23 protein-coding genes are annotated in these 25,441 nt (G+C 69.6%); 11 read left to right on the plus strand and 12 right to left on the minus strand.

The window, feature by feature from the left end; genetic code table 11:
• Positions 1-3: 3 nt before the first annotated feature.
• Positions 4-3,159 carry a BTAD domain-containing putative transcriptional regulator gene (locus ACH49X_RS15440; protein ID WP_357205262.1) on the minus strand — a complete coding sequence of 1,052 codons (3,156 nt, stop codon included), beginning with the start codon at positions 3,157-3,159 and terminating at the stop codon, positions 4-6.
• 335 nt (positions 3,160-3,494) lie between these two features.
• Here ACH49X_RS15440 and ACH49X_RS15445 point away from each other — a divergent pair, with 335 nt between their 5' ends.
• Positions 3,495-3,953 (plus strand): SRPBCC family protein, encoded by a 459-nt coding sequence (locus ACH49X_RS15445; protein WP_195077685.1) that lies wholly within the window; start codon positions 3,495-3,497, stop codon positions 3,951-3,953.
• A gap of 132 nt (positions 3,954-4,085) precedes the next feature.
• Here ACH49X_RS15445 and ACH49X_RS15450 read toward each other — a convergent pair whose 3' ends face one another.
• Positions 4,086-5,060, minus strand: a complete 975-nt coding sequence (locus ACH49X_RS15450; RefSeq protein ID WP_195077686.1) for a GlxA family transcriptional regulator — start codon at positions 5,058-5,060, stop codon at positions 4,086-4,088.
• Between the two features lie 138 nt (positions 5,061-5,198).
• On the opposite strand from ACH49X_RS15450, the gene ACH49X_RS15455 reads away from it, so the two are divergent.
• From ACH49X_RS15455 to ACH49X_RS15470, 4 genes are all read left to right on the plus strand, one after another.
• Positions 5,199-5,624 carry a VOC family protein gene (locus ACH49X_RS15455; protein ID WP_195077687.1) on the plus strand — a complete coding sequence of 142 codons (426 nt, stop codon included), beginning with the start codon at positions 5,199-5,201 and terminating at the stop codon, positions 5,622-5,624.
• Positions 5,625-5,733: 109 nt separating this feature from the next.
• The gene (locus ACH49X_RS15460; protein WP_195077688.1) at positions 5,734-6,225 is read left to right on the plus strand and encodes a DUF4254 domain-containing protein; all 492 of its coding nucleotides are present in this window, start codon (positions 5,734-5,736) and stop codon (positions 6,223-6,225) included.
• Between the two features lie 207 nt (positions 6,226-6,432).
• A complete protein-coding gene (locus ACH49X_RS15465; RefSeq protein WP_195077689.1) occupies positions 6,433-6,870 on the plus strand; it encodes an anti-sigma regulatory factor in 438 nt (145 codons plus the stop codon).
• Positions 6,863-7,672, plus strand: coding sequence for an RNA polymerase sigma factor SigF (locus tag ACH49X_RS15470; protein ID WP_195077690.1), 810 nt, complete (start codon positions 6,863-6,865; stop codon positions 7,670-7,672). The genes ACH49X_RS15465 and ACH49X_RS15470 overlap by 8 nt, the downstream gene beginning before the upstream one ends.
• Before the next feature lie 19 nt (positions 7,673-7,691).
• On the opposite strand, the gene ACH49X_RS15475 is transcribed toward ACH49X_RS15470, so the two are convergent.
• Positions 7,692-8,186, minus strand: coding sequence for a MarR family winged helix-turn-helix transcriptional regulator (locus ACH49X_RS15475; protein ID WP_195077691.1), 495 nt, complete (start codon positions 8,184-8,186; stop codon positions 7,692-7,694).
• A gap of 87 nt (positions 8,187-8,273) precedes the next feature.
• Between ACH49X_RS15475 and ACH49X_RS15480 the strand changes: the two genes are divergently transcribed.
• Positions 8,274-10,391 carry an MMPL family transporter gene (locus ACH49X_RS15480; RefSeq protein ID WP_357205265.1) on the plus strand — a complete coding sequence of 706 codons (2,118 nt, stop codon included), beginning with the start codon at positions 8,274-8,276 and terminating at the stop codon, positions 10,389-10,391.
• Here the strand turns inward: ACH49X_RS15480 and ACH49X_RS15485 are convergent.
• The 7 genes from ACH49X_RS15485 to ACH49X_RS15515 all read right to left on the minus strand — a co-directional run bounded on the left by ACH49X_RS15485 (position 10,352) and on the right by ACH49X_RS15515 (position 16,654).
• Entirely contained in the window at positions 10,352-11,179 is an 828-nt protein-coding gene (locus ACH49X_RS15485) for a sterol desaturase family protein (RefSeq protein WP_195077693.1), read from the minus strand. The genes ACH49X_RS15480 and ACH49X_RS15485 overlap by 40 nt on opposite strands.
• A 4-nt stretch (positions 11,180-11,183) precedes the next feature.
• Complete coding sequence (locus ACH49X_RS15490) at positions 11,184-11,897, minus strand: FadR/GntR family transcriptional regulator (RefSeq protein ID WP_195077694.1); 714 nt, start codon at positions 11,895-11,897, stop codon at positions 11,184-11,186.
• A gap of 156 nt (positions 11,898-12,053) precedes the next feature.
• Positions 12,054-12,227 (minus strand): CsbD family protein, encoded by a 174-nt coding sequence (locus tag ACH49X_RS15495; RefSeq protein ID WP_195077936.1) that lies wholly within the window; start codon positions 12,225-12,227, stop codon positions 12,054-12,056.
• A 200-nt stretch (positions 12,228-12,427) separates the two neighbouring features.
• The gene (locus ACH49X_RS15500; RefSeq protein ID WP_195077695.1) at positions 12,428-13,252 is read right to left on the minus strand and encodes a hypothetical protein; all 825 of its coding nucleotides are present in this window, start codon (positions 13,250-13,252) and stop codon (positions 12,428-12,430) included.
• A 316-nt stretch (positions 13,253-13,568) separates the two neighbouring features.
• On the minus strand, positions 13,569-14,864 hold the full coding sequence (locus ACH49X_RS15505; RefSeq protein ID WP_195077696.1) for a bifunctional o-acetylhomoserine/o-acetylserine sulfhydrylase: 1,296 nt from the start codon (positions 14,862-14,864) through the stop codon (positions 13,569-13,571).
• Positions 14,865-14,910: 46 nt separating this feature from the next.
• Complete coding sequence (locus tag ACH49X_RS15510) at positions 14,911-15,426, minus strand: OsmC family protein (protein WP_195077697.1); 516 nt, start codon at positions 15,424-15,426, stop codon at positions 14,911-14,913.
• 88 nt (positions 15,427-15,514) lie between these two features.
• Entirely contained in the window at positions 15,515-16,654 is a 1,140-nt protein-coding gene (locus tag ACH49X_RS15515) for an AI-2E family transporter (RefSeq protein ID WP_357205268.1), read from the minus strand.
• Between the two features lie 137 nt (positions 16,655-16,791).
• Between ACH49X_RS15515 and ACH49X_RS15520 the strand changes: the two genes are divergently transcribed.
• A complete protein-coding gene (locus tag ACH49X_RS15520; protein ID WP_357205271.1) occupies positions 16,792-18,252 on the plus strand; it encodes an SDR family oxidoreductase in 1,461 nt (486 codons plus the stop codon).
• Positions 18,253-18,264: 12 nt separating this feature from the next.
• On the opposite strand, the gene ACH49X_RS15525 is transcribed toward ACH49X_RS15520, so the two are convergent.
• Positions 18,265-19,332 (minus strand): alpha/beta hydrolase family protein, encoded by a 1,068-nt coding sequence (locus ACH49X_RS15525; protein ID WP_357205274.1) that lies wholly within the window; start codon positions 19,330-19,332, stop codon positions 18,265-18,267.
• 150 nt (positions 19,333-19,482) lie between these two features.
• On the opposite strand from ACH49X_RS15525, the gene ACH49X_RS15530 reads away from it, so the two are divergent.
• The 4 genes from ACH49X_RS15530 to ACH49X_RS15545 all read left to right on the plus strand — a co-directional run bounded on the left by ACH49X_RS15530 (position 19,483) and on the right by ACH49X_RS15545 (position 25,023).
• Positions 19,483-20,988, plus strand: a complete 1,506-nt coding sequence (locus tag ACH49X_RS15530) for a condensation domain-containing protein (RefSeq protein ID WP_357108861.1) — start codon at positions 19,483-19,485, stop codon at positions 20,986-20,988.
• Complete coding sequence (locus ACH49X_RS15535) at positions 20,985-22,622, plus strand: MFS transporter (RefSeq protein WP_357108864.1); 1,638 nt, start codon at positions 20,985-20,987, stop codon at positions 22,620-22,622. The genes ACH49X_RS15530 and ACH49X_RS15535 overlap by 4 nt, the downstream gene beginning before the upstream one ends.
• Positions 22,623-22,694: 72 nt before the next feature.
• Positions 22,695-23,600 (plus strand): glucosyl-3-phosphoglycerate synthase, encoded by a 906-nt coding sequence (locus tag ACH49X_RS15540; protein ID WP_195077702.1) that lies wholly within the window; start codon positions 22,695-22,697, stop codon positions 23,598-23,600.
• A gap of 136 nt (positions 23,601-23,736) precedes the next feature.
• Positions 23,737-25,023: a VWA domain-containing protein gene (locus tag ACH49X_RS15545; RefSeq protein WP_195077703.1), complete on the plus strand. Its 1,287-nt coding sequence runs from the start codon at positions 23,737-23,739 to the stop codon at positions 25,021-25,023.
• A 110-nt stretch (positions 25,024-25,133) separates the two neighbouring features.
• On the opposite strand, the gene ACH49X_RS15550 is transcribed toward ACH49X_RS15545, so the two are convergent.
• Positions 25,134-25,409 carry a hypothetical protein gene (locus ACH49X_RS15550; RefSeq protein WP_039796837.1) on the minus strand — a complete coding sequence of 92 codons (276 nt, stop codon included), beginning with the start codon at positions 25,407-25,409 and terminating at the stop codon, positions 25,134-25,136.
• Positions 25,410-25,441 lie beyond the last annotated feature (32 nt).

The raw sequence follows: 25,441 nt of genomic DNA on the forward strand, positions 1-25,441 counted from the left end.
CCGTCAGCCGGCGAGCGCGGCGGCGACCAGTTCGCGCCAACTCGCCTGCGCTCCCTCGCTCGTCGCCTCGGTGAACCGTTGGTCACCGAGGCGACGTCGTGCTGTCTGCTCGATTCGGGTCACATCCGGCTGGGACCGGTCGGACAGACCGCGCACCCCGGCGCCGGCCGCGAGCAGTCGCACGGCCTGCTCGTCGTGGCCCGCGCGCAGCGCCAGGTCGGCGATCCCCACGAGTATCTGCGCGATCAGCGGCGCGTACCCCGTGTCGGCTGCCGCACGGAAGGCGGCGGCGTGTTGTTCGCGGGCTTCGTCGAGACCGGCTGCGAGGTAGCCGAGCAGGCTGTGGGTCAGCGCCGTGACGTAGGGCTGTTCCGCATCGCTGCCCAGCATGGTCGCCGCGATCTCGATCTGCCGGCGTGCCTGCTCGGTGTCGCCGCTCCACCGGGCCAGCTCCGCCTTGGTCATGGCGAGTTCGGCCAGCGCGTTCGGCCAGGCCGACCGATCCGCGTGCCGCTGCGCCTCCGCCATGGCCGCCGCGCTCGCCCGCGTGTCACCGAGCAGCCAGTACAACTGAGCCTGCCGGGCCCGCATGAGGAAGATGTCCTCGATCGCGCCGACCTCGGCCACTACCGCGATCGCCTGTTCGAGGTACTCGCACGCACCGGCGAACTCACCGCGCATGGCGATCCGATTCGCCAGTTCGGTCAGAGCGAACGAAATACCCCAGCGCTCGCCGATGGCCCTGAACTCGGCCAGCGCCGTCTCGAGATACTCGTCCGCTTCCCGCCCCGCCCGGCCGAGCGCGATCCGCGCCTTGCCCAACTGCAGCCGCGCCAGCGCCCGCACCCAGGGGTCGTCGTCGGTGAGGAGCGGTTCGAACGCGGGCAGCAACGCGTCCGGCCCCTGCAACATCTGTTCCAGCGCGGCCACGAACGCCAGCAGCGGGTACCGGCTGGGACCGCGCCGGCTGAACCGGTATGCCTTGCGGATCCATTCCGCCACTTGGCGCTCGTCACCCGGCCCGGAACTCATGAAATGCGCGATCAGCCCGTACACCCTGGCCCTGGTCTCGTCGTCCACCTCGCCGGACGTCTCGGCAGCCGCGGTGATCAATTCCATGCCCTCGGCCTTGTGCCCGCCGAGCCACCAGTACCAGCCCGTGGCCGCCGCGAGGCGCATCGCCCCGGCCGCGTCCGAGGCCGCGAGCGCGCCGCGCATCGCGACAGCGATGTTGTCGTGTTCGACCTCGAGCGTGGCCAGCCACTCCAACTGCTCGGCTCGGCGCAGGTGCGGCTCCGCGCTGTCGGCGAGTTCGGTGAAGTACGCCAGATGCGCTCGGCGCGCCGATTCCGATTCCCCCGACTCCGCGAGCCGGTCGCGGGCGTACTGCTTGATCGTGTCGAGCATCCGGAAGCGCGGCCCGCTGTCCTCCACGGTGAGCAGCAGCGATTTCTCGGTCAGCGCGGTCAGTAGCTCGAGCACCTCCCACCGCTCGACCGTCACGCTCTCCTCGCCGTCGACGTGCGCGCAGACCTGCTCGGCGGCCTCCAGGCTCGCGCCGCCGGAGAACACCGCGAGCCTGCGCAGCACCAGCCGTTCCGCGTCGGTGAGCAGCTCCCAGCTCCAGTCGACCACCGCGCGCAACGTCCGGTGCTGTGGGATCGCGGTCCGGCTGCCGCCGGTGAGCAGGCGGAACCGATCGTCGAGGCGGTGGGCGAGCTGATCGAGCGACATGGTGCGCAGCCTGGCCGCGGCCAGTTCGATGGCCAGCGGGATGCCGTCGAGCGCGCGGCAGACGCGCGCCATGGTCGCCAGGGTGGAGGCGTCGGCGGTGAGATCCTTGCGCACCGCGCCGGCCCGGTCCCGCAACAGCTGAACGGCCGGGGAGGACTCGATCTGGCCGGGGTCCGCGTCCTGCGCCGGTAACGCCAACGGCTCCACCAGCCACAACGCCTCGCCCATGATGCCGAGCGGTTCCCGGCTCGTCGCGAGGATCCGCAGCCGCCCGCACTCCCCGAGCAATCGGTGGGCGAACGCCGCGGCGGACTCGATCACGTGCTCGCAGTTGTCCAGGATCAACAGCGTCTCGCGCTCGCGGATCGCCGCGACGAGCCGGTCCATCGGTTCGGTGTTCGGTGCGCCGCCGAGCAGCGCGTCCCGCAGCCCCAGCGCGGCGAGCGCCGATTGCGCCAGGTCGCCGCTCGCGCCGATGGACGCCAGTTCCACCAGCCAGGCCCCGTCCGGCAGGTCGTCGAGCATGGTCCGCGCGGTTTCCAGGGCCAGCCTGGTCTTGCCCGAACCCCCGGGGCCGGTCAACGTGGTGAGCCGATGGTTCGCGATGAGTTCGCGCACGGCGGCGACGTCGGCGTATTTGCCGATGAATGTGGTCAACTCTGCCCGCAGATTCGTCTTGCGGCCGGCTTCCTCGGACCGCACTTCACCGCGTAGCAGTGCGACGTGGAGCGCGGAGAGCTCCGGCGAGGGATCGACGCCCAACGTGTCGGCGAGCGCTTCGCGTGCGCGCTGGTACACGACCAGTGCCTCGGCGCCACGCCCGGCGGCGCCGAGCGCACGCATCAGCGCGGCGACGAGCCGTTCCCGTACCGGGTGCATGGCCACCAGCTCGGTGAGTTCGGTGATCAGTTCCGTGCCGCGGCCGAGGCGGATCTCCGCTTCGTATCGGTCCTCCATGGCGGCCAGGCGCAGCCCCTCCAGCCGGGTGACCACCGTGTCGAAAGCCGCGCTGTCCGGTATCCCGACATCCTGCATGGGCGCACCGCGCCACAGGCCGAGAGCTTCGCGCAGGAGTTCGGCCCGGCGCGTGTCGTCACCGCCGCGGGCTTGGTCGAGAAGCTGCTGGAACCGCACGGCGTCGACGGCGTGGGGTCGCACCGTCAGCCGGTATCCGCCCGCCTGCCCGTCGAGCGACCCCTCCGGCAGCAGCCTGCGCAGCCGGGAGACCAGCGCCTGCACGGCGTTCGCCGCGTCGGCGGGCGGCTGCTCGCCCCAGATCCAATCGACCAGCGTCGTTCTCGGGACCGTGCGGCCCGGTTCGAGCGCGAGGGCGATCAACAGCGCCCGCAATCGGGCACCCGGTACCTCGATCGATCCACCGTCGTCTAGCCGGATCTCGAGCGGTCCAAGCATCCCGATCTGCACCGGCCCATTCTGCCGTGGGCTCGAGGTGGTCGGCGTGGCCGCCCGTTCCCCGGGATGACGAGCACTGCTTGCGGGTGGGAAATGAACTCGCTCAGTTCGCATCGGAGTCGTGCCACGAATGCAAGGGACGAATTCTCGGACCGGCCACTTTTATACTCGCCGGTAACTGCTGGAACTGCCAATAGCCGCTAAGTAGCTGACTGCTTATTTCCGACTGTGGGAAGTGTCTGACATCGAACTTTGTGGGTGGTTGCTGTTTGCGAGTCGCGCCCGTGTTGACGGATGGGAAGGGCACGGGCAGAATCGGCCGGGTTGGTCCCGGGGGTGGAGGAGTTATGCGCGTAAAAACCGATATCCATTTCGCCGTCGGCGTCCATCCCGCACAGGTCTTCGATGCGGTCGCCGCGATCGAATTGCTTCCCGAATGGTCGACGCATTCGGATGCGCGCGTGGCCACTCGTGACGAATCCGGTCGTCCGCAGCGGGTTTACGTCACCGCGGAGACCCCGCTTGGCAGGTCCGATCTCCAGGTGCTGGAGTACGAGTGGACCGAGGATCGAGTGTCCTGGCAGGTCGTGGACAGCTGTGTCGGGGTCGGCGGCGGTGGCTGGTTCGAAGTCTCCGAGGACGTCTCGGGATCGCAGGTCTGGTATCACACCGAGCTGCAATCCTCGCTCCTGCTGCCCGGCCTGCTGCTCAAGCGCACTGTGCGGCGGGAGGCCGAGACCGTCGTGCAGAACTTCATCGAATTCGCCGAAGGATTCACCGCTCCTGGGCAATCCCGCGCCGTATAGGAATCCGCCTGCGAGACAGCCGATTCCGATAACCGGGGCGGTAAGCGCGGCCCATTGGCTACTGTCGATTTCGGCGACGTTCGAATTGGGGCAACTGCCGTCGCGGGACCGGCTCGTGCCGATGGGGTCGGCTCAATAGGACACGCGCGTCATGCGAATCTCGGAGATCGACACGCCGCGGCGGCGGCGGAACAATCCGCGCAGGGTTCCGGCATTGAGGTAGCCCACCTTGGCGGCCACCGCGTCCACCGTGAGCGAGGTGGTTCGCAGCAACTGCACGGCGCGTTCCAGGCGGATGTCGTGCACGAATTCGGTGGGGGACATGCCGAGTTCGGCGTGGGTGGCCCGCTGCAGGCTGCGTTCGGTGACACCGATGGCGCGAGCGGCCTGGGATATCCGGAAATTCTCGCCCAGATGGGCGCGCACCCAGCGTTCGAAGGCGGCGGTGACGGAATCGCCACGGGCGATGATCTCCGGAACGATGAACTCACGTTGCGGTCGTCCCGCGCCCACCGCCAGGTAGCGCATGGCGCGTTCGGCCAGCGCCGGGCTCTTGCCCGCGATCAGCGACAACGCGAGGTCCATGTGCGACAGCGCGGCGCCCGCGGTGGTGACGCGCGGGCCGCGGCACAGCGTGCGTCCCTCGTCGAGTTCCACGCTGGGGTAGCGGCGCCGGAAGCTGGGACCGAGCCACCAGCTCGTGGTCGCCGGGGAACCGTCCAGCACGCCCGCCTCGGCGAGGAAGAACGTTCCGGTGCAGGCCCCGGCGAGGTGCGCGCCCCGATCGCGGGCCGCCACCAGCCGGTCGAGCACCGGCCGGCTGGCGGGTGCGGAAACGAGGTCGATCAGCGCCGCGGCCTCCATGACGTTCACGGCGGGCACGATCATCAGCTCGAACGCGTCGCCGAGCTCGTCGAGCGGGACCGTCGGCACGGTGTTGCCGTTGCCGGATCGCACCGTGGTCCCGAACGACGCGCTGCGCACCCGCCACGGCTGCGGCGGGTCGGGCAGTTCGGTGCGCACGGCGTTGGCGGTGTTGAAGGTCTCCAGCAAGGCGGCGTATCCGAAATCGGCTACGCCGTCCACTACGAAGACGACGACATCCATGTCGGAAACGGTACCGAAGATGTCGTTCACGACACTCGGTTCCGCCGGGATTCTGTCCTACCGTCATCGCGAGACGGTTGCCCGCCGACAGCGCGAGGGAGCCGATCGGACCGCCGTACACCGCTCGGGAGCGTGACCATGATCGAAACGACCGGGACGCATCACATCCGGCTGACCGTGACCGATATCGCTCGGTCGCGTGCCTTCTACCGCGACGTGCTCGGTTTCCCCATCGCCGCCGAATCGCCGGGCAGTCCGGACGATCCTGCGGTGCGCACCGATCCGATGCGGCTGTTCGGCGGGGTGGTGTTCCAGGCCAACGGCATGTTGCTCGGCCTGCGCCCGGTCGCCGATCCGGCGGACCGATTCGATTCCGAGCGGGTGGGTTTGGACCATCTCAGTTTCACCGTCCCGGCGCGGGACGATCTGGTGGCCGCGGCCGCTCGCCTGTCCGAGGCGGGCATCGAGCACGGCGAGATCACCGAGATGGCCGATTTCGGCATCGCGATCCTGTCGTTCTCCGATCCGGACGGCATCCATCTCGAACTCACTGCGCCCCTGTGAGTTTGCCTCTGCCCGCAGCGGGCATGCCCGATCGGGTATGAACGCTGTTCTGATGAAGGCTTGGACGACCGGCCGTGCGAGCGGTGCGGTCGGCCGGGGAGGTAGGCCGATGCTGGTCCAGCGTGCGCGACCGCGAAAGCTGTCCGAGGGTTCGGCCTTGCCGAGTCCGAGCGCCCTGCTGTGCGCGCTGGGCGGCCAGCACGTGGATGGCCCGGTGAGCCGGTGGGCGCGCGAGCTGACCGAACTGCACCGGCAGTGCCGGGAGGACGGGCGAGAGTCGGTCGACACGCGGCGGCGACGCGCCGAGCTGGTCGATCGGATCGACACCTGGGCGGCGCTGCACCTGCCGAGTGCCGACCCCGCGGTGCGGGTGCACGACGAGAGCCTCGGCGAGATGATCGACCGGATGGCCGCCGTCGCGGAAGACGCGTTCCATCTGCTCATGCACGACGATCCCGGTGGCGAGCGCATGCACGCGGCATGGACCCGGCTGGCCGAACTGGAGATCGCCTATACCGATCTGGTGCGCGCGATCGGCGACGGCCGTCGCCGTCTTCCGTCCGAACGGACCGGGGTTCCGGCCGCGCCGGAGTCCAGGTGAGCGCAGGGACGGCGAGCGCGGGCCGATGCGCCGGCGAACGCGCTGTCCATCGGCGTCGAAGGCCGTCGCGGGGAGCGCGTCGCGGCCTCGCGCGACGGGCCGTCCACGGCGCAGACGCGCGCGCTGTGCCGTGGCCGATCGAACCGCCCGGACGAGAGGGCGTAGGCTTGGCGCTCCGACGGACGGCGCGACTTCTGGGAGCGGTGCATGAGCAAGGGTGAGGGGACTCCTCCCGCGACGACGCGGACCGGCACGATCAGCGTGCGGGTGCCCGCGGTGTCCGAACAGCTGGCGATGTTGCGTGCCTTGGCCGAGACCGTCACGCTCATGGCCGATTTCGGCATCGACGAGGTGACCGACATCCGGCTCGCCCTCGACGAGGTGGCCAGCGCGCTGGTGCTGGACGCGGTGGACGGCGCGGAGCTGGAGTGCGCGTTCGGCTTCGAGGACGACGCGGTGGACGTGCGCGTCTCCACCGTCACGGTGTCGGACAGCAGCCCGGACGAGTCCGGTTTCGGCTGGCACATCGTGGCGACGCTCACCCACTCGGTGTCGGCCACCCGAGGCGCGCACGACGCCGCGGCGGGCGGCTACCCGACTGTCGTCGACTTCCGGTGGGTGCGCGGCGGCTCGAATAATGAGTAGCGAGCCGAATCAGGTCGCTTCCAAGCGGAAATCGCGGGGAGATACCTACGACAATATCGAGCCGCTCTTCGCCGAACTGGCCGCGCTGGCTCCGGACGATCCGCGCCGCGAAGCCCTGCGCACCGAGGTGATCGAGCGGTGCCTGCCGCTGGCCGAGCACATCGCGCGCAAGTTCAGCGGCCGCGGCGAGAGCTTCGAGGACCTGTTGCAGATCGCGCGGGTGGGCATGCTCGCCGCCGTCGACCGCTTCGATCCGGGGCACGGCGCGACCTTCCTCTCGTTCGCGGTGCCGACGATCATGGGCGAAGTGCGCAGGCATTTCCGCGACTACGCCTGGTCGGTGCGAGTGCCGCGCCGGCTCAAGGAGATTCAGTCCACCATCGGTCCGACGGTGGAGATCCTGTCGCAGCGGCTGGGCCGGATGCCGCGGGCGCGGGAGATCGCCGAGGAGCTGGGCGCGGATCTGAACGAGGTGACCCAGGCGCTGATCGCCCGCAACGCCTACCAGACCTCATCGATCGACGCCGCCTCCGACACCGACGAGTCGGAGTCCGGCGGTCCCTCGCTGCTGGACACGCTCGGCGCCGAGGACCCTGACTTCGGCACCGTGGAGAACTACCTGGCGGTGAAGCCGCTGCTGGCGGCATTGCCCGAACGCGAGAAGCAGGTGCTGGTGATGCGCTTCTTCGACTCGATGTCTCAGGAGCAGATCGCCCAGCGGATCGGGTGCTCGCAGATGCAGGTCTCGCGGATTCTGTCGAAGACCTTGAAATCGTTGCGCGAGCAGGCGCTGCGGGACTGACGCGCGCCCCGGGCGGCATTCAGTCGCCGGTCAGCTCGCCGTGGTAGCCCCGCATCGCCTGCACGACGGCGACCAGCACGCGGTGCGCGGCGCGCAGGTCCGCGTCGGGCAGTTCGGCCATCGCGGCGCGGGTCCGCTGCCCGAGCGGTGTGAAGAAGCCGCGGGCCACGTCCATGCCGTGCTCGTCGTAGTGCAGGATGACCCGCCTGCGGTCGGCCGGATCGGCGGCGCGGCGCAGGTGGCCGGAATCGATCATGCGCTCGACCAGGTAGGTCACCGCCGACGAGGAGATTCCCATCAGCTTGCCGAGCGCGCCCGCGGTCAGCGGCGCGCCCTCGATCTCGGCGGTCGCGACGTGCATCAGTGCGCGGAAGTCGCCCGCGCGCAGGTCGTGCGACCGCGCGAAGACCTGCCCGATCTGCTCCGAGATCGCGGTGAGTGCCCGGATGTCGGCGGCGATGTCGGCTTCCAGTCCGGTGCGGTCCGGTCTGTCGACGTTCGGATCAGCGGTCAATGGGGCATCCTTTCGCACACGGGCGTCAGCGTAGTTCACCGAGGTGTCTCAATTGCTTAATATTTCAGTTTCTGAGAGAGTTGCGGGGTGAGTGCTTGGGATCGTTATGCGTCGGTGGTGACCGCCCGGACCTCGTGGGTGCTGCTCGTGGTGCTCGCCGCGGCATCGATCGGCCTGATCGGCGCGGTGGGCGAAAACGAGTCCGCCGGGCAGGCCCCCACCGCGCTGCCGTCCTCGGCGGAATCCGCGCGGGTGGAACAGGCGCTGAAGGAATTCCCGGACGCGGGGTCGGCCGCGGCGATCATCGTGGTCACGCGCGCCGACGGCGGCGAACTGACCGATGACGATCGCGACGCCACCGTGGCGGCGGTGGCCCGCGCGTCGGGACGCGCCCCTGGTCCGACCGACCTGCTCGCCTCCCCGGATCGGAAAGCGGCGATCGGGCAAGTGCCCGTGGACGCCGAGCTGAGCGGATTCGCGCTCACCGACCGCATCGGCGACATCCGTACCGTCGCCGGGGACGGGCTGCCCGACGGACTGTTGCTGCAGGTCACCGGCGGTCCGGCATTCGGCGCCGACATCGCCGACTCGTTCTCCGGCGCGAACGTCACCCTGCTGGCGGTGACCGCGGTGGTCGTCGCCGTGCTGCTGATCGCGACCTACCGTTCCCCGGTGCTGTGGCTGGTGCCGCTCGCGGTGGTGGGCGCGGCCGATCGGGTGGCCACCGGCGCCGGAACCGCGCTGGCGCGCCTGACCGACCTGACCTTCGACGGCTCGACCTCCGGTGTCACCAGCGTGCTGGTGTTCGGTGCCGGCACCAACTACGCGCTGTTGCTGGTGTCGCGCTATCGCGACGAACTGCACCGGGAAGCCGACCACCGCACCGCCTTGCGCCAGGCGGTGCGGCGCGCCGGGCCCGCGATCCTGGCCAGCAACGTGACGGTGGTCGCCGCGCTGCTGGTGCTGCTGCTCGCCTCGGTGCCGAGCACGCGCAGCCTCGGCGTGATGGCCGCGCTCGGCTTGCTGGTGGCGGTGGTGTTCGTGCTGCTGGCGCTGCCCGCCGCGCTCGCGTTGTGCGGGCGTAACGTGTTCTGGCCGTTCGTGCCGCAGGCCGACGACCGCGATACCGCCGATGAGGGCATCTGGCACGCCATCGCCGCGCGTGTGGTGCGCAGGCCCGCGGTGGTCGCCGCAAGCGCCATCGCGGTGCTGGTCGTCTGCGCGACCGGGTTGCTGTCGACGCAGGTGGGGTTGTCGCAGACCGAGCAGTTCCGGGTTCGCGCGGAGTCGGTGGAGGGATTCGACGCCCTCGCCCGGCACTTCCCCTCCGGCGCCTCCGATCCCGCGATCGTCCTCGCGCGCAGCGACGCGGCGGTGGGCATCGACGCGGCGTTCCATCGCACGGAGGGCGTGGTGATGACCTGGCAGACCGGCACCTCGGCGACCGGGCTCACCCGGTGGTCGGTGGTGATCGACGCGCCGCCGTCGTCGGCGCGCGCGTTCGACACGATCGAGGCGCTGCGGGCGTCGGTGGCCGCTGTGCCAGGGGCCGACGCGATCGTCGGCGGTACCGATGCCCAGGCGCTGGACGTACAGACGGCCGCGAGCCGCGACCGGAAGCTGATCATCCCGCTCATCCTCGTCGTGGTGCTGGTGGTGTTGCTGGCCCTGCTGCGGGCGGTGCCCGCCGCGGTGCTGCTGGTCGCGGTGACGGTGTTGAGCGCGCTGGCCGCGCTCGGTCTCGGCAGCTGGATGAGCGAGCACGTGTTCGGCTTCCCCGCGTTGGACATCAGCGTGCCGCTGTTCGCGTTCCTGTTCCTGGTCGCACTCGGCGTCGACTACACGATCTTCCTGGTGACCAGGGCCCGCGAGGAGACTCCCCGGCACGGCACCACGCGCGGCATGGTGCGGGCGGTGTCGGTGACCGGCGCGGTGATCACCAGTGCCGGCATCGTGCTCGCCGCGGTGTTCTGTGTGCTCGGCGTGCTCCCGCTGATCACATTGACGCAGGTCGGCATCGTGGTCGGCCTCGGCATCCTGCTCGATACGTTCGTCGTGCGCACGGTGGTGATCCCCGCGCTGTTCAGCCTGATCGGGCGCAGGATCTGGTGGCCGAGCGCACTGCGGCTCGTCGAGGAGGAGGGCGACGGGCGCTCCGCCGCGGATCAGTCGGCCGGCGCCCAGCCGGGGCCGCGGAACAAGTAGCCGCCGCGGGCGCGCCACGACGGCGCACCGCGCAGGTCGCGCCAGATCGAGGCCCACTCGTGGGTGGCGACGCGCGCCGGATTGAACGTCTCGATGTTCTTGGTCAGCCCGTAGCGGACGCGTTCGCCCTCCGGCTCGAAGGTGCCGAACAGCCGATCCCAGATGATCAGGATGCCGCCGTAGTTCTTGTCCAGGTAGCGGTCGTTGGAGCCGTGGTGCACGCGATGATGGGAGGGGGTGTTGAACACGAACTCCAGGGGGCGCCACAGCGTCGCCACGCGCTCGGTGTGGATGAAGAACTGGTAGACCAGGCTGACCGACTGTTGCAGCAGGATCATCCAGGGCGGGAAACCGGCCAGCGCCAGCGGCAGCCAGTAGGGCAGCGAGCTGAACGGGGTCCACGGCTGGCGCAGGGCGGTGGAGAGGTTGTAGAACTCGCTGGAGTGGTGCACCACGTGGCTGGCCCACAACACGCGCACCGTGTGATGGGTGCGGTGATACCAGTAATAGGCGATCTCGTCGGCGAAGAACAGCGCGACCCAGGTCAGCGGATGGTCCGCGGGAAGATGCACCGGGGCGAGAAGGTACGCGGCGGCGTAAACCGCGACCACCACGAGTTTCCAGCCGAGATTCACCACCACGTTCCCCAGTCCCATGAGCACGCTGGTGCGTGCGTCGCGGAACTGGTAGCCGAGTTGGTCGTCGTCTGGCAGCAGGTGGAAGGAGGCCGCTTCCAGGGCCAGGCAGAGCACGAAAACCGGTATGGCGTGGGCGATCAGGTCGAACAAGGGGTCAATCTTCCGGTGCTGCTTGGGCGTCCACCAAGCGGGTGAGCAGGGTGTACGCGGTGTCGTAGGCCGCGTCCGAGTCGCGGCGGGCGATGCACTCCGCGAGTGCGCGATGCGCGCCGGGGTCGATGTACTCCTTGTTCAGGCCGAGTTCGGCGACGAGCTCCATGCCGATCCCGAAATAGCCCGCCACCAGGGTGTTCAACGCCAACCGGTAGGCGAGGTTGCCGGAGCCGTCCAGGATCGCGACCCAGAACGCCAGATCGGCCTCCACGACGGTGTCGAAGGGCGCGGTGGCGTCCGGGTAGGTCGCCGCGGCGCGTCGCACCGCCGCCAGCTGCTCGGCGTCGGCGTGTTCGGCGCACAACCGGGCCGCGTCGGCGGCGACCGAACGCCGCATCACCGCGATGTCGTGCAGGATCCGCCGCGCGGGCACCGCGCCGGAGCGCGTGAGCGCGGTGAGGATGTCCAAGCCCGCGTGCGAGCGCCAGTCCAGAACCCGCGTCTTGCCGCCGGGCGTGACGCGCACCAGCCCGCTCTGCTGGACGCGCTTGAGCGCTTCGCGGACGGCGTGGCGGTTCACCTGGAACATCTCGGCCAGTTCGCGCTCGGAGGGCAGCGTCGCCTCCGGCGCGAGCTTGCCGCTCAAGATCGCGTCGATGATCTGGCCGAACACCACATCGGAGACGGCGGTGCGGGCGACCGCGGCGAATTCCATGCCGCCGAGTGTCGCGCAGAAGGGTCAACACGTCAACTGGTTGGACCAGTTGGTCGGAAGAAAAAGGCGGATGACCGCTCGATGCGGCCATCCGCCTTATGCGCTTCGGCCGGGCGCGTCGCTCAGCTCGCGTGCGCTCCGTGCGCGGCGCTACGGTCAGTGCTTGAAGGCGTCCTTGACCTTCTCGCCCGCGTCTTTCAGGTCGGACTTGATCTGGTCGGTGCGGCCTTCGTCGCGCTTGCCGCGGTCGCCCGCCGCCTCGCCGAACTTTTCCTTGGCCTGACCAGCGAGTTTATCGGTCTTGTTCTTCGCCTTGTCGACTGTGCTCATGTCACAACCTCCTTCTGAAGCGACCGGCCGGCCATCTTCAGCCGGTCTTCTTCGCAGTAGCCCGTTATCCGGCGGCCAAACATCGGCCATTTCCGCCGGAAAAGCAGAAGACCCGGCGGAAACCGGGTCTTCGCGGAAATCTCGCGTATTCGGAATCGAGGCCGGATCCGCGTAATGGGCGGTTTCCGGCACGGGGAACTTTACGCGGCGGGAACCGTCGGCGGCGTCAGAAGTCCTTGCAGCACACCCACACCCGCGCCGACGGCCGCGCCGACGGCGATGGCCGGGGAGGCGACGAATCCGTAACCGATGGCGGCGCCGAGGGCCATGACGGCGATCGTTCCGGTCGGAATCATCGGCAGGCCCGCGATGGCGCCGCAGATCGCGCCGATGACCGCACCGATCGAGGCCACCGGCGAGGCCACCATGCTGCCAACCGAGGCGCCGATGGCGGTGGAGCCGATGAGGTCGGCGGCGATGCGGTCCGAACGCGACGGTTCGAAGCCCGCAGAATCCAGGGTCTGCGCGATGCTTGCTTCCGGACCCGCGATCGCGTCGTTGAACATCTTGCCCTGCTCGGGAGTCATGAAATCGGGACGGCCGATCACCACCGAACCCACGCGCAGCGTGCCGGGCGGCGCCTCGATCGGCGCGACCGCGGGAGCCGGGGCGGCGGGGTTGGGCAGGTGCAGCCGCTGCGGCTCGATCGGCGCGAGCACGTTCGGATCCGGCATCGGCCGGTTGACGCTCAGGTCGTTGCGGCCCGCGGAGACCGGGGGCGCGGGCGGAAGGAACTCGGGCGGAACAGCTCCGGGGTCCGCGGGATCGGCCGCAGGGACGATGCCGAGGCCGGGCGCCGGGGCGAACGGGATCTGGACGGAGATCTCCGGCAGCAGCGGGTCGGCGGTGGCGCCGGCGGCGGCGCCGACCAAGGACAACGGGATGGCGCTCGCGACGACCAGAGTGACAGCGCGGCGTAAGAAGGGGTGTGCCGCAGTTTCGATTTCGGGTACTGCTGTGCCCATGAACTTACCCACCTCATTCTGAAGAGGACATATACCTACCCTTCTAGTTCGGTTCAGAAAGCCTTACGGATGCGCGGCAGTTCCATTTCTTTCGCGCGGGCGAGGAACCGCGCGTACGCCAATCGAATCCGCGTGCCGCCGACGAATAGCGGTGGCGCCGAGAGCCGGTCGATGGAAACTGCGGTTGCGGTTCAATTCATCGACGGTAATCAGGAAATCGCGCCCGAAACGGGTTTTCGCCCCGCTGAGCGGCTTCCGATCCGCATGGGTGACCGGGGAAGCGCCCCGGGGCCGATCGGCCCCGGGGCGCGACGCGTCAGGAAGCGGCGTCGAATCCGGCGCGCAGATCGGCAAGGATGTCGTCGATTCCCTCGATGCCGACCGCGAGCCGGACCAGGCCCGGGGTGACGCCCGCGGCCAGCTGCTCTTCCGGCGTCAGCTGCGAGTGGGTGGTGGAGGCCGGGTGGATCACCAGCGAGCGCACGTCGCCGATGTTGGCGACGTGACTGTGCAGCCGCAGCGCCTCGACGAACCGCTTGCCCGCGTCGACGCCGCCGGCCAGCTCGAAGCCGATCACCGCGCCCGCGCCCTTCGGCGCGAGAGCGCGGCCCCGCTCGTACCACGGCGACGACGGCAGACCCGCGTAGGACACCGAGGTCACTTCGGAACGGGTGGTGAGGAATTCGGCCACGGCCTGCGCGTTCTGCACGTGCCGCTCCACCCGCAGGCTCAGCGTCTCCAGGCCCTGGCTGATCAGGAACGCGTTGAACGGCGACACCGCCGAGCCCAGGTCGCGCAGCAACTGCACGCGCGCCTTCAACGCGTAGGCGGGCGCGCCGAGTTCGGCGTACACGACGCCGTGGTAGCTCGGGTCGGGCTCGGTGAAGCCGGGGAACCGGCCGCCGGTCCAGTCGAACTTGCCGCCGTCCACGATCACGCCTGCGATGGCCGCGCCGTGCCCGCCGAGGTACTTGGTCGCCGAGTGCACGACGATGTCGGCGCCGTGGGCCAGCGGCTGGATCAGGTACGGCGTGGCGACGGTGTTGTCCACGATCAGCGGAACACCGTTGTCGTGCGCGACACCCGCGATCCCCGGGATGTCGAGGATGTGGTTCTGCGGGTTGGAGATCGTCTCGCCGTAGAGCGCCTTGGTGTTCGGGCGGATGGCGGCCTTCCACTGCTCGAGGTCGTCGGGGTCGTCGACGAAGGACACCTCGATGCCGAGCTTGGGCAGCGAGTAGTGGAAGAGGTTGTAGGTGCCGCCGTAGAGCCGGGGGCTGGAGACGATGTGGTCGCCCGCGCCGGCGATGTTGAGGATCGCGAAGGTCTCCGCGGCTTGGCCCGAGGCCAGCAGCAGAGCCGCCACGCCGCCTTCCAGTGCGGCGATGCGCTGTTCCACCGCGTCCTGGGTCGGGTTCATGATCCGGGTGTAGATGTTGCCGGGCTCGGCCAGACCGAACAGCGCCGCCGCGTGCGCGGTGTCGCGGAAGGTGTAGGAGGTGGTCTGGTAGATCGGCAGGGCGCGGGCGTTGGTCGTGCCGTCCGGAATCTGTCCGACGTGGATCTGCTTCGTCTCGAAGCTCCAGTTCTGGGACAGGTCGGGTTCGGTCATCGGGAAGGTCCTTCCTTGTGCGTGGTCGATCTGGTCGGGACGGCCGCTAATCGGTGATCAGCGTGGTGTCGACCGGAGTGCGCCCGGTCGTGAGATCCAGCACGGGGCAGTGCGCGTCGACGGCCTGCTGGAGTTCGGTATAACGCTGCGCGGTCTCGGGGCCGCCGATGCGAACCGTCACCCGCACCGCTTGGAAGCCGGGGCGAACGTTCTCATCCAAGCCGAAGAATCCACGCACGTCGAGATCGCCTTCGGCGCTCACGGCCAGTTCATCGATCGTGATGCCGAGGCGCTGGGCCCAGAACCGATAGGTGACCACTTGACAGGCGATGAGCGACGCCAGATACACCTCGACCGGATTGGGCGCGGTGTCCGCGCCGCCGAGCGCCGGCGGTTCGTCCACGCGCACGGTGTATCTGCCGAGGGAGATCGCGCTGCCCACCGTCCCCTCCGGAGTCCCGGAGGCACGGAACACCACCAGCGCGTTCGCCGGGTCGTCGGCGACCGCCTCGGCCGTCGCGTCGGCGATGTCGTTGAGCGGGGTGCCCACATCAGTTGTCATGTCCACTGACGCTAGGAACCGCGGCGGGCGACGGCGATAGTTACATTCGGACTGAGTACAACGATGGTGCGCGGCCGCGGGCGCTGCGTCAGTCCGCGGGATCGCTGTCCGGTTCCGGCCGCGGCGCGGTGGCCGCGTCGATCTGCTCGCCGACGTAGCGCAGGACGACCGCGGCGATCGCCACGACGGGCACGGCCAGGAACGCGCCGACGATCCCGTACAGCGAGCCGCCCGCGGTGACCGCCAGCAGCACGATGACCGCGTGCAGCTGCATGCTCCTGCTCTGCAGGACCGGTTGCAGCACGTTGCCCTCCAACTGCTGCACGGCGACGACGATGCCGAGCACGATCAGTGCGGTGACGAAGCCGTTGCCGACCAAGGCGACCAGCACCGCGAGGGCCCCCGCGACGAACGCGCCGACCATGGGGACGAATCCGCCCAGGAAGGTGATCACCGCGAGAACCAGCGCCAGCGGCACTCCGAGGATGACCAGACCGGCGCCGATGAGCACCGCGTCGACCAGGCTGACCAGCGCCTGGGTGCGGATGAACCCGCCGAGCACGACCCAGATGCGGCTGAGCACCTCCTCCAAGTGCCTGCCGCTGCGGCTGCCGGAGACGCTGTGCAGCCAGGGCAGGAAACGCGGCCCGTCCTTGACGAAGAAAAAAGTGAGCACGAGCACAAGGAACAGGGTGATCAGCGCCGACGTCGCGGTGGTCACGCCGGTGAACACGCCGCTGGCGATCTGCGCGGAACTCGACTGCAACCGGGACACGATGGCGTCCACCGCCGAATCCAATTGCTCTTCGCGCACTCGCAACGGCGGCCCTTGCAACCAGTCGCGCACCTGGTTGACGCCCTCGCTCGCCTTGTCGGCCAGCTCCGGGGCCTGGTCGACCACCGAGGGCACGATCAGCGCGATCACGCCGGCCAGCACGCCGACGAAACCGAGCACCGCGATCGAGGCCGCCGCGGCGGGCGGCAAGCCGCGGGCGGTGAGCCAGCGCACCGGCGGCCACAGCACGGTGGCGATCACGATCGCCAGCGCCACCGGCAGGATCACCACCCACAGCCGGGCGACCAGGAAGCCGAGCACCCACGCGCCCGCCGCGATCGCGACGATGCACACCGCCCATTTGGCCAGCCACAGCAGGCCCATACCGATGACATCACCGCGATCGGGCGGTGTGGGTTCGTCCGGTCTGCCGCTTTTGCTGCTTTCGCTCACCGGCCCAGTCTGGCACGTCGTCGTGCGATCGAGCAGGGCTCGCGCTCGGCCGATCCCCGTGCGGGGGCGCCGCGGTCGCTGTTTGACCCCTCGGCCCTCGGTCATCACCTGAGCAGGTCATCGGAAGGGTGGTTGCCGTGCGGTGTGTGGTGTTCGGTGCGACCGGCTACATCGGCGGACGACTGGTGCCGGAGTTGCTGCGCGCCGGTCACACGGTTCGCGTGCTGGCACGCACACCCGGCAAACTCACCGAGGCGCCTTGGCGCGATCGCGTCGAGGTGGTGGCGGGCGACGTGACCTCGGCCGCCGACGTGCGCGCCGCGCTCGCGGGGCAGGACGTGCTGTACTACCTGGTCCACTCGCTGACGCGGGCCGATTTCGACACAGTGGACCGGGAGGCGGCCACGCTGGTCGCGGCCGAGGCGGCGCGCGCCGGGCTGACCAGGATCGTCTACCTGGGCGGCATCGTCCCTGACGCCCAGCGGCTATCGCGGCACCTGGCCTCCCGCACCGAGGTCGGCGAGATCTTGCGAGCGGGTCCGGTGCCGGTCTTGGTGCTGCGGGCCGCGGTGATCATCGGTTCCGGCTCGGCCAGTTTCGAGATGCTGCGCTATCTGACCGAGCGCTTGCCGCTGATGATCACCCCGCGCTGGGTGCGCAACCGGATCCAGCCGATCGCGGTGCGTGACGTGCTGTACTACCTGACCGCAGCGGCGACGCTGCCGGAAGGCGCGGGCGGCGCGTTCGACATCGGCGGCCCCGACGTGCTGACCTACCGGCAGATGATGCGCGAGTATGCCGAAGTGGCCCAGCTGCCGCGACGGCTGATCGTGCCGGTGCCGGTGCTGACGCCGTGGTTGTCGGCGCAGTGGGTGAACCTGGTGACCCCGGTGCCGCGCGCGATCGCCGTTCCGCTGATGGAGTCGCTGATCAACGACGTGGTCTGCCGCGACCACGCGATCGCCGACCTCATTCCGGACCCGCCGGACGGACCGACCGGTTACCGGCGGGCGGTGATGTTGGCGCTGTGCAAGATTCGTGATCTGGACGTGCCGACCAGGTGGTCGGACGCGCATCCGCCGGGCGCGCCGTCGGATCCGCTGCCCACCGACCCGGAGTGGTCGGGCGGTTCGCTGTACCGGGACGTGCGCGAACGCCACACCGACGCCGACCCGGCGACGCTGTGGCGGGTGATCGAGGCGATCGGCGGCGAGCACGGCTGGTATTCCTTCCCGCTGGCCTGGTCGCTGCGCGGATGGATCGACCGGCTCGCGGGCGGCGCCGGTCTCGGCCGCGGACGCCGCGATCCGCACCGGTTGCACGAAGGGGAGGCGCTGGATTGGTGGCGGGTGGAGCGGATCGAGCGGCCCCGGATGCTGCGTCTGCGCGCCGAGATGCGGGTTCCCGGCCGGGCGTGGCTCGAGCTCGCGGTGGAGCCGGACGGTCCAGGCGCCACCTATCGCCAATGCGCGGTGTTCGAACCGCATGGGCTGGCCGGACATCTGTACTGGAAGTCCATCGCGCCGTTCCATACGATCGTTTTCGGCGGGATGGCGCGCAATATCACCGGCGCCGCGGAGTCGTCCCGGCCGCGATGACACCGGTTTCGGCTATCCGGTGACCGGGGAGGCCGCCAGCGCGGCGGCGATGAGCGGCCACGAGTTGTGCAGGTCCTCCTGCCAGTAGCCCCAGGAGTGGGTGCCGGAGGGGCGGAAGTCGAACGTCGCGGGGATGTTCAGTTCGCGCAACCGATCGCTCAAATCGTGCGCGCACTGGTTGATGATCGCCTCCAGCACGCCGCCGGTGACGAGCTGACTGACCAGTTTGTCGCGATTTCCGTCGATGCCTGGCCCATCGGGCCGGTCGAACGGTCCCGGTATGCCGGTGCCGGTGGAGACATAGATGGCGGTGCCGCGAAGTTGTTCGGCGTGCAGGTACGGGTCGTTGGCGGCCCAGTGCGGATCGGTGGGCGGGCCCCACATGTTCAGCGCGTTGCCGTGCCAGTGGGCGACGACGGCGGCGACCATGGCTTGGCCCTGCGGATCGCTGGTGCGGACGCATCCGCTGTAGGAGCCGACGGCTCGGTACAGCCCCGGCGCGTTGAGGGCGAGTTGGAATACCGAAGTGGCCGCCATGGAGATGCCCGCGACGGCGTTGGCCCCGTTGCCTCCGAAAGTGGCGTCGATCAGCGGCGGCAGTTCTCTGGTGAGAAATGTCGTCCAGCGTTGCCTGCCGAGGACCGGGTCGTCGGCCTGCCAATCCGCGAAATAGCTACCCTCGCCGCCCATCGGCACGACGACATTGACTTGTTTGTCGCCGAAGAAATCCTCGATATCGGTCCGGTGGGGCCAGTTGCTTCCTTCCGAGCCGCCGCTGGCGCCGTTGAGCAGATACAGCGTCGGCGCGGATTCGGAATTATCCGGCGCGCGGATCACTTTCACCGGGACGGTGGCGCCCATCGCGGGGGAATGGATCTGCACTTCGATCAGGCGACCGGCGCCCGGCCCGATGCCGACCACTCGGGCGCCATCCGTGGCGGCAGGCGGATCCGGTGCCTGTGCCGTCGGTTCGGCTGTCGCCGCAGGCCAGGACGGTGACAGCGGTGTCGCGGCGAGCGCGATGGCGACGGCGATCGAGGTGATGATCGCGCCCGGCCTGCATGTCGTTCGAGCCCGCACGCGAGACCTCCGAACCTGTTTCGTGCATTTCGTGGTGGCGAACGTAGGGCGCGGTCGCACCGCCCGGCAAGCACTGGCGCGCATTCTTGGGAGACTCGACGAGCCGTCGGCGCGGCCGGCTGGTGGTGGTCACAAGATTTCGTGCAACCCATGGTCGCCGGACGACCGGAGTCGTTAACTTTCCTGGGGGTTCAGCCGAGGATTTCTCCTCGCAAGCACGAATCGAGAACACCTGTGGTCAATTTCGGTTTCATCGACGAATGGCAGCCGACGGCGGGAAAGCTCACCAGTTGGCGTGCGGCGCCGGAATCGCTCACCGCGGCGCGCCGTGCCCCGGTTCATCCTGCGCCGCCGTCACATCAGCAGGAGGAATATCTGCGCACCACGCACCGCAATGCCGATGCGGGCGTGCGCACTTCGCGGGTGTGCATGATCGCGTTCACGATTCCCGGCGTGCCGGATCATGCCGCGTTCACGCGAACGGTCGAGGCATTCCTGCGCAGGCACGACACGTTCTGGAGCCGGTTCGTCCTGACCGAGGACGACCGGGTGGAACGCAGGGTGCTCGACCCCGCCGACATCCGGGTGGCGGCGACCGAGCACGGCGTCTACACCGACAGCGACGCCATCCGAGCGCATGTGCTCACCGAGACGCCGGGCCCGCTGGACTGGGACTGCTTCAGCTTCGGCGTCATCGAGCACGCGGAAGCGTTCACGGTGTACGCGGCGGTGGATCACCTGCACACCGACGGCGTGGCACAGGCGCTGTCGTGCGTGGACCTGCTGACCCTCTACGGCAGTGAACTGTCCGGCGGCAGCCTGACGCCCGCGCCGGTGACCGGTCACATCGCCTACTGCGAGCGCGAGCGCCGCTACAGCGCCGAGCTCGCCGCCGACTCACCGCAGATCGCCGTCTGGCTGGATCTGCTGCGACGCAACGGCGGCGATGTTCCCGGCTTCCCGGTGGATCTGTGGGTGGACGGCGACGAGCACGTCCGGGGCGCCCAGGTGACGACCGTTCTCATCGATGAGCCGGGTGCGCTGCGCTTCGAGGAGGCCTGCCGCGCCAACGACGCCCGGTTCACCGGGGGCCTGTTCGCCGCGGCCGCGCTCGCGGAGACCGAACTGGCCGGTGGTGACTGGTATTTCGGTCTCACACCGGTGAACACGCGTCGCACCGAGGGCGAGGCGGCATCGGTCGGGTGGTACACGAATCTGATCCCGGTGGCCTTCCCGGTGAACGCCGACCAGTCGTTCACGGACGTGGCTGCCGCGGCTCAGCGGGCATACGACCAAGGCAAGGACCTGACCGACGTGTCCCTGCACCGGGCACTGCAACTTGCGCCGCCGGAGCTCGGCATCCGCACCCGCCCGGGTTGGTCCGCACGCATGCTGTCCTACCTGGACATTCGCAAGATGGCCGGCGTGGAGATGTTCGACAAGATCGACGGCGGCATGTTCGCCAACCGCGGCAGCTCGCGCGAGGTCTACATCTGGGTCAACCGGTTCACCGATGTCACCACGCTCAGCCTGCTGTTTCCCGATACCCCGCAGGCGCACGAGGCGATCGGGCGCTACGTCACCGCTATGCGGGCGATCGTGGCCGACGTCGCCGCGAAGGGCGACCGCGCGGTGCGGGTCGGCGCCCTGCCATGAGCACACCGGCGAGCACGACCACCGCGACGCCGACGGCGGTCTCCGGCTCGGGTGCGTGGGCGGCGCTGGGCGCGTGCCTGCTCGCGGTGTTCATGCAGATGCTGGACATGACGATCGTGAACACCGCGCTACCGAGCATCGCCACGGAAATGGCGGCGCCCGGTTCGGCGCAGGTGTTCGTCGTGGCCGGCTACAGCCTGGCCTTCGCGGGCACGCTGATGACCGCCGCGCGGGTCGGGGAGTCGGTCGGGCGGCGGCGGGTCTTCCTCGGCGCCATGGCGGCGTTCACCATGGCCTCGGTGTGGTGCGGCCTGGCGCACCTGCCCGGTGAGCTGATCGCCGCGCGCGCGGTCCAGGGGCTGTCCGCCGCCGCGATGTCCGCGCAGGTCATCGCCATCATCAGTGCGGTGTTCCCGAAAGCGCGGCAGCCATTGGCCTTCGGGCTCTACGGAGCCGCCGCCGGGCTCGCGGCCATCGTGGGGCCGCTGCTCGGCGGCGCGATCATCGCCTCCGATCCGTTCGGCCTCGGTTGGCGCGCGATCTTCCTGCTGAACGTTCCGCTGTGCGTGCTGGGCTTGCTGCTGGCGCACCGGCATCTGCACGTCGGCAGGCCACCGGGTCGGGAACCGCTGGACGTCGCCGGCGCGCTGCTGGCGACCAGCGGGCTGGTCGCGGTGCTGTACCCGCTCGCGGCCGGGCGCGAACAGCGCTGGCCGCCCCAGCTGTTCGGGTTGCTCGGCGTCGGGCTCGGGCTGCTCGTTGTGTTCGTCTGGCACCAGCGCAGGCGGCTGCGGGCCGGGCAGAGCCCGCTGCTGCGGACCGATCTGTTCGCCGACCGCGGTTTCGCGGTCGGCTCCGTGCTCACCCTGTTGTTCTTCGGGATCTTCGCCGCGTTCTTGTTCACCGTGTCGGTGACCGTGCAATCCGGGCTGGGATTCACCGCGCTGCGGACCGGAATCCTGGTGCTCCCGTTTGCCATCGGTGGCGCGTGCGGCGCGCTGACCTCGCCCATCGTGGTGGCGCGGCTGGGCAATCGTGGGCTCACCCTCGGTGTGCTCGGGTTCGCGGTCGCCATCGTGGTCATCGCGATGACCGTCGATCCCGCCGACGCGGCGATCGATCCGGGGCGCCTGGCCGTTCCGGTGTTCGCCGCAGGAGCCGGGATGGGGCTGTTCGCCGCGCCGCTGCCCGCGGCCATGATGGCGGGGGTCGCGGAACGGGCGACCGGGTCGGCCTCAGGAACGGTGCCGACCGTGCAGCAGATCGGCAGTTCGCTGGGCGTCGCGGTGCTCGGCGCGCTGTTCTTCCGCCGGGTAGACGCCGACACCGGCCTCGGCGTCGAGCACGCGAAAGCCGTACTCGCGGGATCGTTTTCGGACTCATCGGCTACGACCGCGCAGCGCGACGGCGTCGTCACGACGTTCGCCGACTGCGCCGAAGCGGCGCTGCGTTCGCCGACCCCGCACCTGGACGCGCACACCTGTCCCGGCGCGGGAGCGGATCTGGCCGGACAGATCGCCGCCGCCCACACCTTCCTCGCCGCCTGCGTCACCGTGCTGTGGGTGGTGGCGGGAACCGCGCTGGCGCTCGTCGCGCTCAGTCTCGCACTGCCGCCGCGGGGGGAGCCACGGTGACCTCCCCGCCTCGCCGAGACGCACCCCGGCGAGCGCCAACCGCTCGATGGACCAGCGAAAGGACACTCGCGCATGACGTCGGCAGCGCCCGGCATCGTCCACTACGACCGTGCCTGGTCGCACGACGAGCTTCTCGAACGCAAGCGGCACCGCACCGTCTCGGTGGTCGTGCCCGCCCTGAACGAGGAGGACACCGTCGCGGAGGTGGTCGCCTCGATCCGCGACCTCGTCGGCACCCTGGTCGACGAGCTGATCGTGCTCGACTCCGGCTCCACCGACCGGACCGCCGCCCGCGCCAGAGCGGCGGGCGCGACCGTCTATTCCCGGGAACAGGCGCTGCCCGCCGTACCGCCGTGTCCCGGCAAGGGTGAGGTGCTGTGGCGGTCGCTGGCGGTGGCCTCCGGTGATTTCATCGTGTTCGTCGACGCCGATCTGGTCGCGCCCGACCCGAGGTTCGTGCCGTCGCTGCTCGCACCGCTGCTGTCGGACGAGCGGCTACGGTTGGTGAAAGGGTTCTATCGCCGCCCTTTCGGCGCCGCCGCGGACGGCGGTGGGCGCGTCACCCAGCTCGTGGCCCGGCCGCTGCTCGCCGCGCTCGCGCCGGAACTGGCCGAGTTGCGCCAGCCGCTGGGCGGAGAGTACGCGGCCACCAGGGAACTGCTGCGGTCGTTGCCGTTCGCACCCGCCTACGGCGTGGAGATCGGCATCCTGATCGACACGTGGCGCAGGCACGGAGCGCGAGCCATCGGGCAGGTCGATCTCGGCGCCAGGGCGCACCGCAATCGGCCGCTGCACGAACTGGCCGAGATGAGCAGGCAGGTGATCGCGACGCTGCTCGACCGGCTCGGTATCCCCGATTCGGGCGCAGCGCTGACCCAGTACCTCCCGGACGGCTCGAGCTGGCGTGCGGTGCGGGGAGCGGCGCCCGCGCCCGACCGGCCGCCGATGGCCACGCTGACCGGCACCGGTGTCCGATGACGGCGGGGCGCGCCCCGCGCCGGAATCGTCGCAGGCCCAACCGCTAGCGGCGCGGCGAAGACTCCGCATGCTCGCGAGCCCGGCCTTACCCTGATCCGGTTGGGCGTTTCACGAGCGACGACGACTGGGAGTCTCGGTGGGCACGGCATTGGTCAAGGGTCACAACGGTGTACTCGACGCGGCTCACGTGCTGGTTTCGGTACGCACCGAGGCCGCGGTCGATGTGTCGGCGCTCCTGGTGACCGAAGCGGGCCGGGTGCGATCGGACGCGGATTTCGTGTTCTTCAATCAGCCGAGCGCGCCGGGTGTGGCGCTGGGCGCGGGAACACCCGGCACGCTCTCGGTCTCACTCGGCGATCTGCCCGCCGATATCGCGCAGGTGCGCGCGGTGCTCACCCTCGACGATCCGGCGCGGACCTTCGGCGGGTTCGCGCCTCCGGTCGCCACGGTGGCCGACCCGACGGGAAACATCCTGTACGAGTACCGCATCGAAGGGTTGGGCAGCGAATCCGTGGTGATCGCGCTCGAACTGTATCGCCGTGGAGGCGCGTGGAAGGTGCGCGCGGTGGGGCAGGGCTATGCGGGCGGGTTCGCCGCGCTGGTCACCGATCACGGTGTGAGCGTGGACGAGGAACCGGCCGGTGCGGACGTTCCTTCCCCGGATCGGGCCGGGCCGGGGGTCGCCCCGGCGGCGGAGGTGTTCACCGTTCCCGGCGAGGCGAAGCTCTCCTTCGAAAAACGCGCGACGCTGGACCTGCGCAAGCGCGAGGTCGCGAAAGTCCTCATCGACAAGGCCGCTTTCGGTGTCCGGGCCCGGGTGGTCCTGGTGATCGACAAGACCGGCAGCATGCAACGGCAGTACCGCGACCAGGTGGTGCATCGCGTCGTGCAGCGGATGATCCCGGTGGCCACCCAGCTCGACGACGACGGCGTCCTGGAGGCGTACCTGTACGCCCTCTCCTTCGCCAAGCTGCCCGATATCACGGTCGAGCACGGTGACGAGTGGGCCCGCACCTATCTGCATCTCGGCGGAACCCACGGCGACATCGATTACGACCGGCTCGGCGGCCGCAACGACGAACTACCGGTCATGCGCGACATCATCGACTCGTTGCGCCCTGGCGGCCGTCCGACGCTGGTGTTGTTCTTCACCGACGGCGGGTTCGCCAAGAAACGCGAGATCGCCGCGCTGATGCGCCGGGCCTCGCTGCTGCCCGCCTTCTGGCAGTTCGTCGGCCTCGGCCGCGCCAACTACGGTCTGCTGCGCGCTCTGGACGAATTGTCCGACCGGGTCGTCGACAACGCGGGCTTCTTCGCTCTCGACGACATCGACCAGGTCGACGACGCGCAGCTCTACGCCCGATTGCTCGGCGAGTTCCCGGACTGGCTGCGCGCCGCTCGGCATGCGGGCATCCTGCGCTGATCGCGCGAAGGGACGCGTCGATCACCGCGGCGGCAGACCCTGCCCGCCGCGCACTGCCCGCTTGTTATAGCGAAAAGCTATGACGGTGTGTGTTTCCGGTTCGCGGCGGCTCAGCCGATGACGGCGTTCATGATGGTGCCCGCGCTGGTGGCGATCACCCCGCCGATCATGGCCCCGGCCACCATCTTCGGTGACTCGAGCCCGCCGCCGGTCCACTTCTCCCAGGCGAAGCGGCCACCGGCGTAGATGATGCCGCAGATGCCCGACAGGAGCACGAACCACGTCAGGTAGCGGACCAGTTGGAGGAACTTGTCGGAGATCGGCGGTGCTTCTGGAGTGGGGTTGCCGATCTGCGCCAGGGTGTCGTAAGCGGCGGCCAGGATCATCGTCGTTCGCTCATTCTGGATTCGGGACAGGG

Origin of the sequence: Nocardia sp. NPDC019323 (genome assembly GCF_044389845.1) — a bacterium.
GTDB classification, from domain to species: Bacteria; Actinomycetota; Actinomycetes; order Mycobacteriales; family Mycobacteriaceae; genus Nocardia; species Nocardia implantans.

Coding starts and splice junctions, on each gene's coding strand:
- ACH49X_RS15445 (WP_195077685.1), top strand. CDS start 3,495: ATGCGCGTAAAAACCGATATCCATTTCGCCGTCGGCGTCCATCCCGCA.
- ACH49X_RS15510 (WP_195077697.1), bottom strand. CDS start 15,426: ATGACAACTGATGTGGGCACCCCGCTCAACGACATCGCCGACGCGACG.
- ACH49X_RS15490 (WP_195077694.1), bottom strand. CDS start 11,897: ATGGAATTCGCCGCGGTCGCCCGCACCGCCGTCTCCGATGTGGTGTTC.
- ACH49X_RS15530 (WP_357108861.1), top strand. CDS start 19,483: ATGGTCGCCGGACGACCGGAGTCGTTAACTTTCCTGGGGGTTCAGCCG.
- ACH49X_RS15450 (WP_195077686.1), bottom strand. CDS start 5,060: ATGGATGTCGTCGTCTTCGTAGTGGACGGCGTAGCCGATTTCGGATAC.
- ACH49X_RS15455 (WP_195077687.1), top strand. CDS start 5,199: ATGATCGAAACGACCGGGACGCATCACATCCGGCTGACCGTGACCGAT.
- ACH49X_RS15500 (WP_195077695.1), bottom strand. CDS start 13,252: ATGGGCACAGCAGTACCCGAAATCGAAACTGCGGCACACCCCTTCTTA.
- ACH49X_RS15505 (WP_195077696.1), bottom strand. CDS start 14,864: ATGACCGAACCCGACCTGTCCCAGAACTGGAGCTTCGAGACGAAGCAG.
- ACH49X_RS15470 (WP_195077690.1), top strand. CDS start 6,863: ATGAGTAGCGAGCCGAATCAGGTCGCTTCCAAGCGGAAATCGCGGGGA.
- ACH49X_RS15535 (WP_357108864.1), top strand. CDS start 20,985: ATGAGCACACCGGCGAGCACGACCACCGCGACGCCGACGGCGGTCTCC.
- ACH49X_RS15495 (WP_195077936.1), bottom strand. CDS start 12,227: ATGAGCACAGTCGACAAGGCGAAGAACAAGACCGATAAACTCGCTGGT.
- ACH49X_RS15550 (WP_039796837.1), bottom strand. CDS start 25,409: ATGATCCTGGCCGCCGCTTACGACACCCTGGCGCAGATCGGCAACCCC.
- ACH49X_RS15460 (WP_195077688.1), top strand. CDS start 5,734: ATGCTGGTCCAGCGTGCGCGACCGCGAAAGCTGTCCGAGGGTTCGGCC.
- ACH49X_RS15540 (WP_195077702.1), top strand. CDS start 22,695: ATGACGTCGGCAGCGCCCGGCATCGTCCACTACGACCGTGCCTGGTCG.
- ACH49X_RS15465 (WP_195077689.1), top strand. CDS start 6,433: ATGAGCAAGGGTGAGGGGACTCCTCCCGCGACGACGCGGACCGGCACG.